Origin of the sequence: Brevibacillus fulvus (genome assembly GCF_016908525.1) — a bacterium.
GTDB classification, from domain to species: Bacteria; Bacillota; Bacilli; order Brevibacillales; family Brevibacillaceae; genus Brevibacillus_G; species Brevibacillus_G fulvus.
Genome location: NZ_JAFBEB010000010.1, coordinates 25,789 through 40,450 on the forward strand (window position 1 = coordinate 25,789; position 14,662 = coordinate 40,450).

Annotated in this window: 17 protein-coding genes; all 17 read left to right on the forward strand. The window is 50.1% G+C overall.

Annotation, left to right across the window (positions count from 1 at the left end; translation table 11 throughout):
- Positions 1-2: 2 nt before the first annotated feature.
- On the forward strand, positions 3-482 hold the full coding sequence (locus JOD01_RS13805) for a hypothetical protein (protein ID WP_204518909.1): 480 nt from the start codon (positions 3-5) through the stop codon (positions 480-482).
- Positions 475-657: a YqzN/YkzM domain-containing protein gene (locus JOD01_RS13810; RefSeq protein ID WP_204518910.1), complete on the forward strand. Its 183-nt coding sequence runs from the start codon at positions 475-477 to the stop codon at positions 655-657. Before JOD01_RS13805 ends, JOD01_RS13810 begins: the two co-directional genes overlap by 8 nt.
- Entirely contained in the window at positions 658-2,049 is a 1,392-nt protein-coding gene (locus JOD01_RS13815; RefSeq protein ID WP_204518911.1) for a phage tail sheath subtilisin-like domain-containing protein, read from the forward strand.
- 21 nt (positions 2,050-2,070) lie between these two features.
- Positions 2,071-2,496 carry a phage tail tube protein gene (locus JOD01_RS13820; RefSeq protein WP_204518912.1) on the forward strand — a complete coding sequence of 142 codons (426 nt, stop codon included), beginning with the start codon at positions 2,071-2,073 and terminating at the stop codon, positions 2,494-2,496.
- 104 nt (positions 2,497-2,600) lie between these two features.
- Entirely contained in the window at positions 2,601-3,053 is a 453-nt protein-coding gene (locus tag JOD01_RS13825; RefSeq protein WP_204518913.1) for a phage tail assembly chaperone, read from the forward strand.
- Positions 3,054-3,241: 188 nt separating this feature from the next.
- Complete coding sequence (locus tag JOD01_RS13830) at positions 3,242-5,635, forward strand: hypothetical protein (RefSeq protein ID WP_204518914.1); 2,394 nt, start codon at positions 3,242-3,244, stop codon at positions 5,633-5,635.
- Complete coding sequence (locus JOD01_RS13835; RefSeq protein WP_204518915.1) at positions 5,632-6,300, forward strand: LysM peptidoglycan-binding domain-containing protein; 669 nt, start codon at positions 5,632-5,634, stop codon at positions 6,298-6,300. The genes JOD01_RS13830 and JOD01_RS13835 overlap by 4 nt, the downstream gene beginning before the upstream one ends.
- The gene (locus tag JOD01_RS13840; protein WP_204518916.1) at positions 6,297-7,406 is read left to right on the forward strand and encodes an XkdQ/YqbQ family protein; all 1,110 of its coding nucleotides are present in this window, start codon (positions 6,297-6,299) and stop codon (positions 7,404-7,406) included. Before JOD01_RS13835 ends, JOD01_RS13840 begins: the two co-directional genes overlap by 4 nt.
- A gap of 15 nt (positions 7,407-7,421) precedes the next feature.
- Positions 7,422-7,865, forward strand: coding sequence for a hypothetical protein (locus tag JOD01_RS13845; protein WP_204518917.1), 444 nt, complete (start codon positions 7,422-7,424; stop codon positions 7,863-7,865).
- Positions 7,866-7,877: 12 nt separating this feature from the next.
- Entirely contained in the window at positions 7,878-8,327 is a 450-nt protein-coding gene (locus JOD01_RS13850; protein WP_204518918.1) for a DUF2634 domain-containing protein, read from the forward strand.
- Positions 8,320-9,441 carry a baseplate J/gp47 family protein gene (locus JOD01_RS13855; protein WP_204518919.1) on the forward strand — a complete coding sequence of 374 codons (1,122 nt, stop codon included), beginning with the start codon at positions 8,320-8,322 and terminating at the stop codon, positions 9,439-9,441. Before JOD01_RS13850 ends, JOD01_RS13855 begins: the two co-directional genes overlap by 8 nt.
- Complete coding sequence (locus JOD01_RS13860; protein ID WP_204518920.1) at positions 9,438-10,247, forward strand: putative phage tail protein; 810 nt, start codon at positions 9,438-9,440, stop codon at positions 10,245-10,247. Before JOD01_RS13855 ends, JOD01_RS13860 begins: the two co-directional genes overlap by 4 nt.
- A gap of 12 nt (positions 10,248-10,259) precedes the next feature.
- Positions 10,260-10,640, forward strand: a complete 381-nt coding sequence (locus tag JOD01_RS13865) for a hypothetical protein (RefSeq protein WP_204518921.1) — start codon at positions 10,260-10,262, stop codon at positions 10,638-10,640.
- Positions 10,641-10,653: 13 nt separating this feature from the next.
- Positions 10,654-11,010, forward strand: a complete 357-nt coding sequence (locus JOD01_RS13870; protein ID WP_204518922.1) for a hypothetical protein — start codon at positions 10,654-10,656, stop codon at positions 11,008-11,010.
- Positions 11,007-11,339: a diversity-generating retroelement protein Avd gene (avd, locus tag JOD01_RS13875; protein ID WP_007779875.1), complete on the forward strand. Its 333-nt coding sequence runs from the start codon at positions 11,007-11,009 to the stop codon at positions 11,337-11,339. Before JOD01_RS13870 ends, avd begins: the two co-directional genes overlap by 4 nt.
- A 213-nt stretch (positions 11,340-11,552) precedes the next feature.
- Positions 11,553-12,686 carry a reverse transcriptase domain-containing protein gene (locus JOD01_RS13880; protein WP_239565457.1) on the forward strand — a complete coding sequence of 378 codons (1,134 nt, stop codon included), beginning with the start codon at positions 11,553-11,555 and terminating at the stop codon, positions 12,684-12,686.
- An 85-nt stretch (positions 12,687-12,771) separates the two neighbouring features.
- Positions 12,772-14,658: a glycoside hydrolase family 78 protein gene (locus JOD01_RS13885; protein ID WP_204518923.1), complete on the forward strand. Its 1,887-nt coding sequence runs from the start codon at positions 12,772-12,774 to the stop codon at positions 14,656-14,658.
- Positions 14,659-14,662 lie beyond the last annotated feature (4 nt).

Here is a 14,662-nt window from a genome sequence, read left to right on the forward strand (position 1 = left end):
CAATGGCAAGTAACTACCTGGCAGAACTTGAAGCAATACAGCGCTGGGTAAAGGCTACTGCCGGCCTTAATTCCATGCGGCTGCAAACAGCACCGCCGAAGGTAGCCCGCCCCGTAATCCTATGGGAAGCACCCAGCCGAAGTAGGGATAGGAATATAACCCGTTGGCTGTATGTGAACCAGGTTACGCAGTACGGCAAGCTGTACGCTAACGACCTGGGCCAGCTGCTAGACTTCCAGGACAAGCTTTTCAGCGACCTGGAAGAACGGGTAGGCGTACTGCCTGTCTTTGACCAAGCGGGCCAGCAGACAGGCAAGCTTGAAGCGGTACAGCTGACCTTTAGGGAAGCAGAAGGCCTGGACGTACCCATAGAAGTACAGTACCAGGTAACATACAGCCGCACGAAGCCGGTAGTGCCACCAGCACCAACGGCAGTATACACGAAGGTAACATACCAGGAAGGGGGTAGCGCTGATGGCTAGTAAGCCAAAGAGCGAAGCGCAGAAATTCCCAGCAGAAGAATTGATTAACGCAGCGCCCGCCGTGTTTGGGGTATCCCCCGAAATGATGGCGGGCGCTTTGCATGGGACAGCCGAAGCGTCTAAGGACGAAGCGGAAGCCCTGCTAAAACAATTTCAAGACAAGGGGGTAAAGTAAATGGCTGGTACTTACATTGAAGGCAGCAGTAAAGTGCTTTCTGGCGTATATACGCTGATTCGCAGCGCTATTAACGCCGTAAGCCTGGGCGCTAGGGGTATCGTAGCGTACCCGTTTACGTCCAACTGGGGGCCTGTAAATAGCTTGCAGCCGGTATTGTACGGCAGTGAGTTTGACAAGAAATACAATGCCGATAAGACAACTCTTACGGCGAAGAAAATTACAACCCACGCATTTAAGGGCAAGCCGGCCATGCTGCTTGCGTACCGCATGGCAACTTCCGCAGCTGCGAAAGGTACGCTGACGCTGAAAGACAGCAGCAACGCTGATTCCATCCTACTGACCACGAAATACGAATCTGACCGACCATTCCAGGCCGTGGTAAAAGATAGCCTGACAGCTGGTAAGGTAATCGAAATCGTGGAAAACAGCGTGAAGCTGGCCAGCGTGGAAGGGGCAACCGTAGCCGACCTGGTAGCCAAGCTTTCCGCAACAGACTACGTGGACGCCGTGAAGAAAGGCGACCAGCTGCCTGCGAACAACGCCGGCGCAAACTTCACCGGTGGGAACAACGGCAGCACTGTAACCGTGAATGAATACCAGGCGTTCCTTACCGAAGTGGAAGCTGACGGACGGGCTAATAGCTTTGCCCTAGACGCAGTGACAGACGAAGCCATTCTGACCGTGGCCGAAACTTGGACAAAGCGGGTACGAACCGAAGGCACGTATATTACGTGGGTACGTGGTGGCAACTGGGCAAACCTGGACGCAGCTAACACGAAATCCAAAGCCCTGAACCATCGGGGCATTGTGAACGTGGGGAATGGGTGTGACGGGTATACGGCGGCAGAAATGGCTATTTTCGTGGCAGCCCGTGTAGCAAGCGTGGGCCTTAACCGTACCGTGACAGACGAAGTTGTAGACTACGCCGGCGTGAACAAGAAGCTTACGCCTGGGGAACGTGTCACAGCGAAGGAAGCCGGTACGCTGGTATTCACGATGGAAGGGGACGCTGTAGTAATTGACGAAGGCGTAAACACCTTGACCAACCCGTCTACGGATGAAGTAAGGGACATGGGCAAAATCCGTGTGAATAACACGCTTGACCAAATCGCTCGTGACCTTGAAAAATTCGGGAATGAGTACAAAAAGACGAAATCCAATACCCAGCAGGCCCGTGAAGCCTACGCTACTACGGTGGAAGAAACCTACTTCAAACCGTTGGCGGCCCTTGAAGTTATCCAGCCTGGGTACTACTACCGCCCTGACCCACAATATCACGGGGACACTGCGGTATTCCATCCGAAAATTGACGAAGCCTTTTTCGACAGCGGCGTACAGCCGGTGGACAGCATGGAGAAGATTTACCAAAAAATCAACGTCAATTTCTAATGACGGGAAGGGGGTAACGGCATGAGTACCGTATTTGACGACAGCAAAATCATTAACGGGCTGTACGGCTTCCTGTATGACGGGGACGGAAAGCAGCTGCAAACGGCGCAAGAGTTTGAAGCTACGTTAGAGTTTGAAAAGGAAGAAATTAAAGTACCTGGCGTGTTTCTCAAAAAGCACAGGGTACTTGGCGGTAGCGGCAGCGGAAAAATGACGCTGCTGAAAGTGGACAGCCGCCTGGTCAAAGCGATTGCAGACGACCCGACAGCCAAATACAACTTCCAAGGCCAGCTGAAAGACCCGAACAACGGCGGGGAAGAAGCTATCATGTTCAAAGGCGTAAGCTTTGACGCTGCACCTTTGATGAACTACAAGCTGGGCGAAATGGTAGAAACCGAATTGGATTTTACCTTTGACGACTACGAATACAAGAAGTCCATTGGCTAATAGAAATAGGCCTATTTTTTATGCCTATATGGTTGCGAAACGCAACCAAAAAACGGGCCAGTTGTTGCGCTGGCCCATTCACTTTTCCATAGGGGGAAAACAAAATGAGCGAACAAAAAACAGTGACATACCTGACTTTGAAGGACATTTTGGGCCGCAATAAGGACGAACTTACCAGCGTGAAGTATGACGAATTTGAAACCGAAAAGCTGGGCGTAGTACCGTTTGCTTCTATCGACTTTGAAGAAAACAAGCAAATCAAAAAAGATTGTATGCGAATGATTCCGAACGGCAGCGGTGGCATGACCCCTGACCTGGACGATGACAAAATGATGATTCGCATTATCGTAGCTGCTGTGGACAAAGATCCCCGTAGCGACTTCACTTTTGCAAATAAGGAGCTGCTGGCACACCTGGGCGTAACCACGGCAGACGAAGCCGTACAAAAGCTGCTTTCCCCAGGTGAGATTTACCGCTTTGCCATGAAGGTACAGGACGCTAGCGGCTTTACCGACAAGGCGAAAAAAGAGGTTAAAGAAGCGGTAAAAAACTCCTAAAAACCAGTAAGGAAGCGCAGTACCTAGCCTATATATGGAACACCAAAGGCGTAATACCTGGTGACATATACAACCTTCCTGACTGGGAAAAAGAGTTTATCTATCAAGCTACGCAGCTGAAAATAGACGCCGAAAACAAAGAAGCTGAAAAGGCAAGACGAAAAGGCAGGAAAGGGGGAAGGCGGTAAATGCGGGAATTTGTCATGGGGGCCAGGCTGACATTGGCCGATGTGTTCAGCCGGCCTATGTCGGCCATTCGTGAAGCTACGGACATGTTTCGTGGCAGCGTGGAAAGGGCCAACGGTGCTACCGATCACTGGGTAGATGCTAACGGGCGGCTGCGTAACAGCCTGGGGCAGTACGTAGCCAGGGCCAGGGAAGCCGAACACCAGGTAGAAGCCAACGCCCACGCAACAAGTAACTGGCGGGACAAACTCATAAGCTTGCAGGGAGCTATGGCAGCGATAGCGGGCGCTGCTGTATTTAAGCAGGCGTATAACTGGTTGATAGATTCCAACGCCCAAATGGAGCAGTACAAGAACACCCTGACCGTAGTAATGGGCAGCCAGGAAAAGGCCACAAAAACGCTGGAATGGGCCACGAAGTTTGCAGCACAGACGCCCTTTGAAATTCCGCAGATTGTGGAAGCCACTACCCGTATGCAGGCCTACGGTATCCAGGCAGACAAAACCCTGGGCATTGTGGGCGATATGGCAAGTGTCATGGGTAAAGACCTTATGCAAGCCGTGGAAGCTGTAGCAGACGCCCAAACGGGTGAACTGGAACGGCTGAAAGAGTTTGGGATAACCAAGCAAATGATTCAAGACCAGGCCAAGCTTTTAGGCAGCAACCCCATAAACTCGAAGGGACAAATTACCGACCAAAAAGCATTTAACGCCGCCCTTTTTAGCCTGATGGAAAAACGGTTTAAGGGCGGTATGGAAATGCAATCCAAAAGCTTTAAGGGTATGCTTTCCAACGTGTCGGACTTCATGGGGACTATGGGCCGAAAGCTTGGCCAGCCGCTTTTCGATAAGGCTAAGGAAGGCCTGGGAAGCTTCCTTGACTGGCTGAACCGGCTACAAAGCAACGGCAGTATAGACGCCTTTGTAACGAAGGTACAGCAAGGCGGTAAAATCCTGCGGGATACCTTCATGTATGCGTATAGCTGGGTAGTCACGTTGGCCGAAACCATCCAGCCGGTATTGCAACCGGTAATTGATTGGGCGGCCAACGTGGGGCTTCCGGCGGTGGGCGCAGGGCTTAAACAGGTATTCCAGTGGGCGAAAGCCTTTGCTGAATACGTAGACGCCAATTGGTCAACCATAGCGCCGTTTATCCAGGGTATCGTTATCGCCCTGGGTGCATACGTAGCAATCACGAAAACAGTAAGGGCCGTTACCCTAGCGTGGCAGGCCGCACAATGGGCCGTAAACGTGGCTATGGCCTTGAACCCGCTGGGCCTTATCATCGTGGGTATCGGGCTATTGATTGGGGCCATTATTTACTTGCTGGGCGGCTTTGACAACTTCAAAGCGAAGGTAGCCGAAATATGGGGCTACACAGTACAAGCCTGGAATAACATATGGGCCGTAGTGCAGCCTATCCTAGCGCAAATGTGGGCTAACATGGTAGCAACCTGGAACGCTATCCTGGCTGCCGTATTGCCGGTACTGAATACAATATGGACGGGCATACAGAACGTCTTTAACGCAATCCTAAGCTTTTGGAACACCTGGGGCAGTACCATCATGGCCTTTTGGTCAATCCTTTGGGCGGGTATTGTAGGCTACGCCGGTGCAGCCCTACAAGGGCTGTGGACGCTTATAGTCAACGTCTTTAACGTCATTATGACCGTAGTACAAGGTGTATGGGGCGTAATCGCCGGCATCATACAAACAGCCTGGTCAATCATCACTGGTATTTTCAGCGTTGGCCTTAACCTGTTAAGTGGGAACTGGTCAGGCGCATGGCAGGCCATGCTGGACATGCTTACCGGCGTAAAAGACGGAATAGTAAACTTCTTTGGTGGCTTGAAAAACCTGTTTTGGGATAGCGGTAAGGCTATCATTCAAACCCTGGTAGACGGGATTAAAAGCATGGTGGACGCCCCAGTAGCAGCCATTAAAAGCGTACTGGAAAAGGTACGGGAGTACTTGCCATTTTCAGACGCCAAACGGGGGCCACTTTCCGAATTGACGTACAGCGGTGGGGCGATTATGACGACCCTGGCCACGGGCGTAGGCAACAAGGCAGGAACGCTGCATAACGCTATGGCTGATAGTTTCGCAGCTGCGCCGAAGCTGACCGGCAGCGCAAGCTTCCAGGCGGACGTAAACGCAGCGGGAAGCGTCCCAGCAGCAAGTGGGGCGGCCAACATTAACCCTGCTGGAACACCGGCCCAGGGCGGCAGCGTACAAAAAACAGTGACCATTCAGAAGCTTTTCGACAAGCTAGAACTGCATGACGTAGGTAATAAAGACGCTGACAGCCTGGTAGAAGAAATCATGCACAAGCTACATGACAGGCTGCAAAAGGCTGACGAAGTACTGGGCAACGCTGAAATGGGGGCGCTGCTATGATTCAAAACACGAAAGTAGAAATTACGCTGCGGGATAACGAAAAGGGGACGTACTTACAAATCCCTGTACTTCCCGAAAAGATCAACTACAAAGACGGGCAGAAAAAGAGCCTGAGCGTAGACATTGTGAACCTGGGGACGGTGAAATTCCCCAGCGGGGTAGAATTGGATTCTATCAGCTGGGCGTCTTTCTTCCCTGCCAGGTATGACGAAGCCTACGTACAAACGCCACAGCTGAAAGCACCGGTAGACTATCGTAACCAATTAAGCACCTGGAAGGACAACGGCACAAGCTTGCAGCTGGTATGCCCAGCAGCAGGGCTTAACAAAACCGTGTTCCTGGAAAGCTTTGATTGGGATTTTGGCGGCTGGGAAGGCGATATAGTCTACCAGGTGACGTTTTCCGAATACAAGACAGTGAAGCCGCAGCAAATCACAATGGGCAAGCCAACCGTACCGCCAAAAGGCAAAAAGCCGCCGAACAGCCGGCCCCCAGCACCGGCAAAACCGAAGCCAAGTACCTACACGGTAGTTGCCGGTGACAGCCTTAGCAAAATTGCTAAGAAACTGGACGTGGCCGACTGGCACGATATTTACACCAGGAATAAAGAGGCCATTGGCCCGAATCCTGCAAAGATTAAGCCAGGCCAGGTATTGAAGGTATGAGTAACGGGCTTGACGTACAAATCAATGGGCAAAGCCTAAAACAGCTGCTTGCTGCGCCCCCTAAGATTAACGACCAGGCGAACGCAGTTTGCCGAACCCTGGAAATTAAGCTGGTGGGGGCTGACGGGTTGAACGTCCCACTGGGCAAGCAGGCACACCTATGGTACGGGGGTAAACGCTGGTTTATGGGCTTTGCCATGAAGCGGGAATTTAATTCTGACGGGACTATAAGCATATTGGCTTATGACCCGTTATTTTTTATGAAGCGGCATAAAGACGACTGGCTGTTTAAGAACATGACCGGCAACGGGATTTTTTCATTTCTGGCCGGTAAGGTGGGAATTGCAGCCGGCCCGATGGACAGTACGCCGGTACTGCCCACGCTTCACTATGAAGCTGCGCCTGCTGACCAGGTAGGCGTAGACATTCTGGCACGGCTTTATCAGCTGACTGGCAAAAAGTACTGGTACAGATTCGACCCCGAAAAGGGATTGATTTTCTTTGAAAGAAAGCTGCCGCAAAAAGCTTGGGCTTTCCAAACCGGCATTAACCTGACCAAAGCCAGCTACGCCGAAAGTGCCGAAGCTACTGTAACGGGAATCAAGCTGGTAAACCGTGAAACCGGCAAAATTGTACTTAAAACGGACACGGCATCCAGCAAAGAATACGGCTACCGCCAGGATATGCAGGAAGTGGACAAGGACAAGGCAAAGACGATGGACGCCCTGGCCGCCCAAATGCTAAAAGACCTGGCCAAGCTGGACGTAACCATGAACGTAGAAGGGATAAACCCTAACGCCATAATGCCGCAGCTATTCAGCGGTGACGTGATTTACGTAGAGGAAGATTTTACGCAGATCATTGGCGGCTACTTCATCAAAGACATTACCCATACGTTTGAATCAGACAACCTGGTACAAATCGGCATGAGCGTAACCGAAGCGCCAGAAGTGCCGAAGGTACAGTATGAAAAGGCTACAGAAAACCCAAGCAGCAAGGGCAAGAAAAAGAACAAGGGCGGCAGCGGCAAGAAGAAAGAGGAAGCCAGTACGCCAGGCGTCTATACAGACGAAATGAAAAAGGTAATGGAACGATACGGACAATAGAGGGGGTACGGTAGGATGGCCAAGCATGACGTAAGTGTAAGCCTGCTGTCTGTAATGCGTGGGCCGAAACCGAAAGCGCCAGGGCTACGGGTTGTCACGGTGAAAACTACCGAACCCAGTCCTATTACGTTCGTCTTTGAAGGCAGCGACAAAGCGCTAGACCTGGAACTATTTGAAGTGCCGGTAGATTTTTACCCACTACGAATAGGCGACCAACTGCTAGCCTTCCCGATGGTAGACAAGGGAGTAAGCCAGCGCTGGGGGCTACTGCAAAAGATAAACGGCGGCCTGGTACTGGGGACATACACTGGCGGCAAAATCATTGTACCGAACTTCCCTAAACCCATAGAAGGCTTCAAGACGCCGGCCCACGTAACACTGATAGACGGTATACAGGTGGGCATTGTGCCGTACCTAGAAGGCACGACTATAAAATACGCAATCACGACCAAGTACTAAGGGGGCGGGAAGATGGACGAAAACGAACTGCATGTACCCCTTTTCGATTTTAATAAAGGCGAGTTTGTAACCGACTTGGACGGTGCAGTAGTTACGGTGACTAGGGCCGAAGCCGTAAAGATGGTCATTCAAAAAGCTATGAACACGGCCCGCAGCGTCTACCTGATATACGCCGACAATGAATACAGTGAAAACGATCACGTTTACGGCCACGAAATCACGGACGTAATGACCAGGGCAGACCTGAGCGAACAGACCCGAAAAAGCGAAATCAAAAGGGCGATTACAGAAGCCCTGGAATACGACCCCTGGATAGTGAGCGTTGAAAATATCGAAATCAAGAAAGAAAAAGTAACAAACAAAAAAGGTGAGGAAGAAATTGCAGACGTAGCCTATTTCCTGGTACGAACAATTTTTGACCTAGCTGTAGAAGTGCAGGGGGTGAGTTTAGCAAATGGCTGACGCAGTTTGGAAACCACGTTTTGAGGAAGAAGAAGCCCGCATACGGGACAGGGTAGTAGGCACGATACCGGCGAAATGGCGAAAGGCCCCTGGGGACTTCACCTACGATATGGCCACGCTGCTACCGCCCGAAATTAAGGCCCTACAAATCAACCAGGATTACAGCCTAAAAAACGCTTTTGCGCTTTTTGCCGAAGGAGAATACCTGGACTACATTTGTGAAGAAGCCAACGTGTACCGGTCACAGCCTGACGTTTCAAAAGGCATTTTGCGGATTACGGCCCAGGCCGGCGTTGAAATTCCAATGGGCTACGAATTGACCAGTATTGTGCTGGATAAAGACAAAAACCCAGTACGGGTAACGGTAGACGCCCAGGCGACTTTCACCACTGACAGTACGCTGGACGTGGCCGTAACCAGTGTGGATACCGGCGCAGATAAGAACGTACCAGCCGGCAGCGAATGGATTCTAAACCCGCCGATTCCAGGCGTGGAAAAAATCGAGCAGCTGGCAAACCTGGCTGGGGGCCGTGACCTGGAAGATGATGAAAGCTTGCGGGCCAAGTGGAAGGAAAAAAAGCAGAAGCCAATACGTAGCGGGAACAAGCAAAACTACGTAAGCTGGGCGCTGGAAGTAACCGGCGTAGGGAAAGCAAAATGCGTACCCCTTTGGAACGGCGAAGGCACGGTAAAGGTAATTATCATCGACACGGAAGGCCTGCCGGCCACGCCGGCGCTGGTGGCTGCGGTGCAAAATTACATTGACCCCGACCAAACGGGCGAAGGTAACGGCGCTGCGCCAATCGGGGCCATTGTCACGGTGGAAAGCGCCGTGGTGAAAAACATTACCGTAACGGCTGACGTTACGCCGAACAAAAACAATACTGTAGACCAAGTGCTACAACAATTCAACGCCGACCTGGACAAGTACCTGGCCGGCCTTACTTTTGTAGAAGGGCCTGACGGGTACGTGATTTACAGCAAGGTAGCTGGCTTGCTTTCAAACAATCCATACCTGGCAGACTATACGGGGCTTACGGTGAACGGCGGTACGGCCAACGTGACCCTGGAAATTAACGAAATCCCAGTACGTGGAACGGTGACGTTTACATGACCAAAGACGAACGCCTGGCCAGCATGGTAGCAAGCGTACCCGAATACTACCATGAATCGGAAATTTTTCTGGCCATACAAGACGCCTGGGCAACGGACTTGCAGAAAGTAGAGGACGACCAGGTAAGTCTAGTCAATCAGTTTTACATTCAGCTGGTGGACTGGGCCATAGACCTTTGGGAAAACGACTACGCCGTAACTCCCCTGGCAACGGACGACCTGGAAACCAGGCGGGCAAGGGTACTGGCAAAAATACAAGGCCTGGGGACGTTCACGAAACATGCAGCCCTGGGCCTTGCCAATGTTTACAGCAGGGCCAAGACCGCTAAATATATCAGCATACCAGGGCGCTACGCCTTCAAAACGCAGCACGACATTGACGACCTGGTAGACCTGGCCAGCCTTATTTCTAGCTTTGAAGTGATGAAGCCGGCCCACTTGCGGCATATTGTGGGGCTGCTGATTCGCCAGGCTATGGCCCCAGGATACAAAACCCGTTTTCACTTTACCCTGACCCATAAAGACCAATGGATGAAACCGAAAACAGGGCTACGGCTGAACGTGACAGGCGAAGCGCCGCACTTTAGCAAGTATGACGCCCCTTTCGTCAATGGGGTTAAGAATACGCCGCCTACGCTTTACATGAATGGGGCGTGGGATGCAAACGGGTACTACAAGATGGACGGACAAAACCCCGATGGCATGAAGCTATACACTAGGCAGACCGAAACGCTGACGATTACAAAGCGCAGCAAGGCGACTGGCGAAGTGCTGGGCCGGTGGGTGGAAGTAGATAGACCGAAATAAGGGGGAAACAAGATGGCAAGCGTAAAAACCAACAAGTACAGGGAAAAGCAAGCAAAAGCTATGGCAGGCACAGGGACTTTACCCAGGCTGGTGAAAATCCAGCTGGGAACTGGTGGTACGGACGTAAACGGTACGCCGAAGCAGCTGACCGGTACGGAAACGGCTCTTTTTAACAAGGTGCTTGAAAAGATGGCGGTGGTAAGCTTCCCAGCCCCAACTACTTGCCGGTTGACAATCAGCGTAGACGCTGACGCAGACGGGCTGCTGGGCAGAAACATTAACGAAGCGGCCATAGTGGACGCAGACGGGGAACTGGCAGCCATAAAGACCTTCACCAACAAAGGGATGGAAAGCGGCGTAGTATTCGATTTTGACTATGACGCTGAATGTTAAGGGGGTACAGTAGATGGCCATTGACCAAAATGTATTAACCACTCTTACCGGCGTAATTCAAGACGCTGTAAACAAGCAAATTAAGGGCTTCACAACACAGACCCCAGGCCATGCAGATTACTTTAACTACATTTTGCAGCAGCTTTTGGACAACGACACAACCATAGCCGAAGATACCGCTAAAGTAGTCAAAGACATACGTATAAACCTCATGGAACTGAAAATACAGTACGAAACAGATAAAGCAGCAGAGGCCACCGGCGTAAATTCAGGTATGTTTACGGAAACTTTCTTGAACCTGGACGATATAACCCTGTTAAACGGGGCTACAAAATATGACAACGTGAATATGAAGGTTTATTTAGCATGAAGGAACTCCTTGTGTACAAAAAAGCCGAAGTACTTTTACAGAACGTGTACCCGATCATCCGCAACTTTCCAAATGCGGAAAAGTACGCTCTTGCTTTGGAAGTAAAACAAGCATTTTTTCGCTTGTTACGAAACATAGTCTTAGCGAACAACATTAAAAGTAGACGAAGATTGCACCAGGAGGAAGCTGATGCTGAAATTAAACTACTGCTTGTATTGTTTTCAGTAGCGAAAAATCAAAAATATATCAGCAAAGGTAAACATTACGAATTACAAGTAAAGTTAGAGGAAATAGGAAGAATGCTAGGAGGATGGATGAAATCCTCCTAGCTATCTTTGGGGTTTAGACTGTATGGGCGCCAATCGTGCGAACCGTGGGTACAATTCTGCCCGCAACTGGAACAACAATACGGCTTCCAATCGCAACACGAACGTGGGTTGGCGTCCCGCCTTGTTACTTAGATTGATGCGTCTACGGATTCATCAACATGTCCTTGTTTTGTTCAAGGGAGTCTAAATCCCTCGCTTTCAAAGCGTAAACACATGAACAATGCCATTTTGCCAAGCCGAAAGGATGCCGAAATGACAACACTTTATGACCAAATTACTGACTTTAAAGGGTTAGAAAAAAGCTACCAACAAACGCAGAAAGGTTCTCGCAAGTTTAGGCGGGACGCTATCTTATTCTCGATGTATGCAGAAATGAACCTAGTTACATTGTGGCAGAAATTGAAAACAGGTGCATATCGTGTCGGGCCATATATCCGTTTCAAGGTGTACGAACCGAAAGAACGGTGGGTAAGCGCCCCGTACATTACAGATAAAATTGTTCAATTTGCCGCACACGTAGTATTACAACGTGTTTACAAACCTGTATTCATTTCTGATAGTTATGCCTGCCTGGAAGGAAGAGGAACGCACAAAGCTGTAAAACAAGTGCAACACTACATGCGCTTATGCAAATGGAAGCACGGCACAGGTTGGGTAGTAAAGCTAGACGTAGCAAAGTTTTTCTATTCAATTGATCGTAAAATTTTGAAGCGGTTATTACGAAAAAAGATTAACTGCCCAAAAACATTATGGCTACTAGATCAAATCATTGATTCGTCACCAGAAGGAGAAGTAGGTTTACCGCTGGGTAATGTTACATCACAAGACTTTGCAAACATTTATCTTAATGAGTTAGACCAATTCGTCAAACGCTACTTAGGAATAAAGTGGTATATCCGATACATGGATGATGTGATAGCAATTGTCCCAACAAAAGCAGAAGCACAGGAACTGCTGAAAAGGATGCGGGAATTTTTAAAGAAACACTTACGCTTAGACACGAACAAAAAGACACACACCTTCCCCCTGGAACAAGGGGTTAATGCCTACGGTTTCAAAATCTGGACAACGCATAAACTTGTACGAAATCAGTCTAAACGGGCCATGAAACGCCGTATTAAGGCTATGGACAAGAAATTAAAGGCTGGAATCATTAAAAAGAAAGATGTGCAACAAGCCGTCAACAGCTGGTTAGGACACGCACGACATTCTAACAGCTATAATCTAGCGAAAAAGGTATTCAATAAGTACAGCTATATAAAAGTGGAAGGGGAAAGGAAGTTTGGCGACCTACAACGGACTAGTAAAACTCGGAACGCTACGAAGGGGAACTACAATAAAACCTAGACCTACATTGCCTTGGCGACCTGATTCGGAACCCTATACAGGCGCTGGGACTGGTAACATACCAAATTTTTCAGAAGATTTAACCATGACCCACTGGAATATCGGGGACACTGATGCAGTGGAAGCGAACCAGTTATACTGGCACAAAATCACGGATGGCGCAAAAACCCTTCTGGTATGTGACCGTGTAATCCTGGTAGGCGTAAGCTGGGACGACCTAAATGGGGACAATCGTGTTTTTGGGAAAACAATCACGATTGACGGGCAACCGTATAAACTAAGGCTTTTAACGGGTGGCTCAAACTACCGTTCTGGTACAGACGCTTACAGCGGCGGTACACCTACCGCAAATGAATGGGACAGATTTATTACTAACGAAGAATCAATAGCTGGAATACCGACGCCAGCGGCGTCGGATTTAGATTCTACGCTAAACAGCACAGACAAGACGAGCGCCCACAATCAGTTTTGGAACTGGATGGGCGTGTATTCTTGGGCGCAAGAGACTTATACGGGAAATAGCGCCAGTCGTGCGCGCCGTGGGTACGATTCTGCCCGCTACTGGTACGGCAATACGGCTTCCGGTCGCTACACGGGCGTGGGTTGGCGTCCCGTCCTTGAAGCTCTGAACGCTGCCCCTCTGACCCCTGGCAATTTATCACCAGCAGGGACAAGCGCTACCCCAGCTATGGTAGAGACTTTAACACCTACTATTGCGTGGTCATTTAGTGACCCCGATGTAGGAAATACACAAAGCGCCTACCAGGTAATCATTAAGAAAAAATCTGATAACACCGTAGTAAAGGATACAGGGAAAGTACTTAGCGGAAGCACGACTTACGCCGTACCCGTAAGTACGTTACAACCTAACACGGATTACTACTACACGGTACAGGTGTGGGATAATGCTGACGCTTCCAGCCCTGTTAGTGCAGCGCAGTACTTTAAGACAACACAAGCACCAACGGCTACACCTACAAGCCCGCTGGGTACAATCGACGCACCAGCAGGAAGTAATACAGCGCCACGCCTATCCTGGTCATATAGCGACCCCGAAGGACACGCCCAAGCGAAAAGCCAGGTACTTGTCAAACGGGCTAGCGATAACGTGACTGTTTACGACAGCGGCCTAGTGGCAAACGCTAACCCCTATTGGGATGTTCCAGCCGGCAACCTGGTAGCAGGGGTAACGTATTACTGGCAAGTGAAAGTACAAGACGCTACGGGGATGGATAACGGCAGCTACACTACGGCCCAGTACTTCCTAACTAATGTACCACCCCCAACGCCTACGCCTGACCCGATACCTGACATGCTGCGGGTAAGTAAACGGCCTGTATTCGTGGCCACGGCTGGGGACGATGTGGAAAACGATAGCCAAAGTTTTTGCTTGCAGCTGGCAACCGATAGTGGATTTATCCAGGGCCTTCTTACATTCGACAGCCTTGTAGATATTACTGGCTGGGAATACTTTGACGGTACAGCCTGGCAGCCATTCCCTGCGGGCGGCAAAGTATCTGCTGCGAATATCGAAGGTAAGAAGCTACGGTACACCTTGCAGCAAGACCTTGTAGAAGGAACAACTTATTACTGGCGAATGTCTGCAAAAGATGGTACAACCGGCACAGCAAGCGCCTGGACAGGTAACACCCGCATACGCTGCGGTAACGTGTTTGCCCTTAAACTGAAAAACCCACTCGTACAAAGCGCCCCCGTAAACCGTGTGGTATTCAGCAAATTTATGACCGTACCAGCAGGGGCTACTCTAAAAGTTGAAGTATGCAATAACGGCCTGGACGCTTCACCAACCTGGGAAGATTGTACGGCGGCCTTCCTTAGCGGGGATTATTACCGCCTTACAAATACAAACAAGACAGCAGCACAGTGGGCGTTGGACTTACGGGTAACAATCGAAGCCAATGACCAACTGGGCGCTATCGAATTTGACGCTTTCGGCGTAAGCTACGATTAAACCA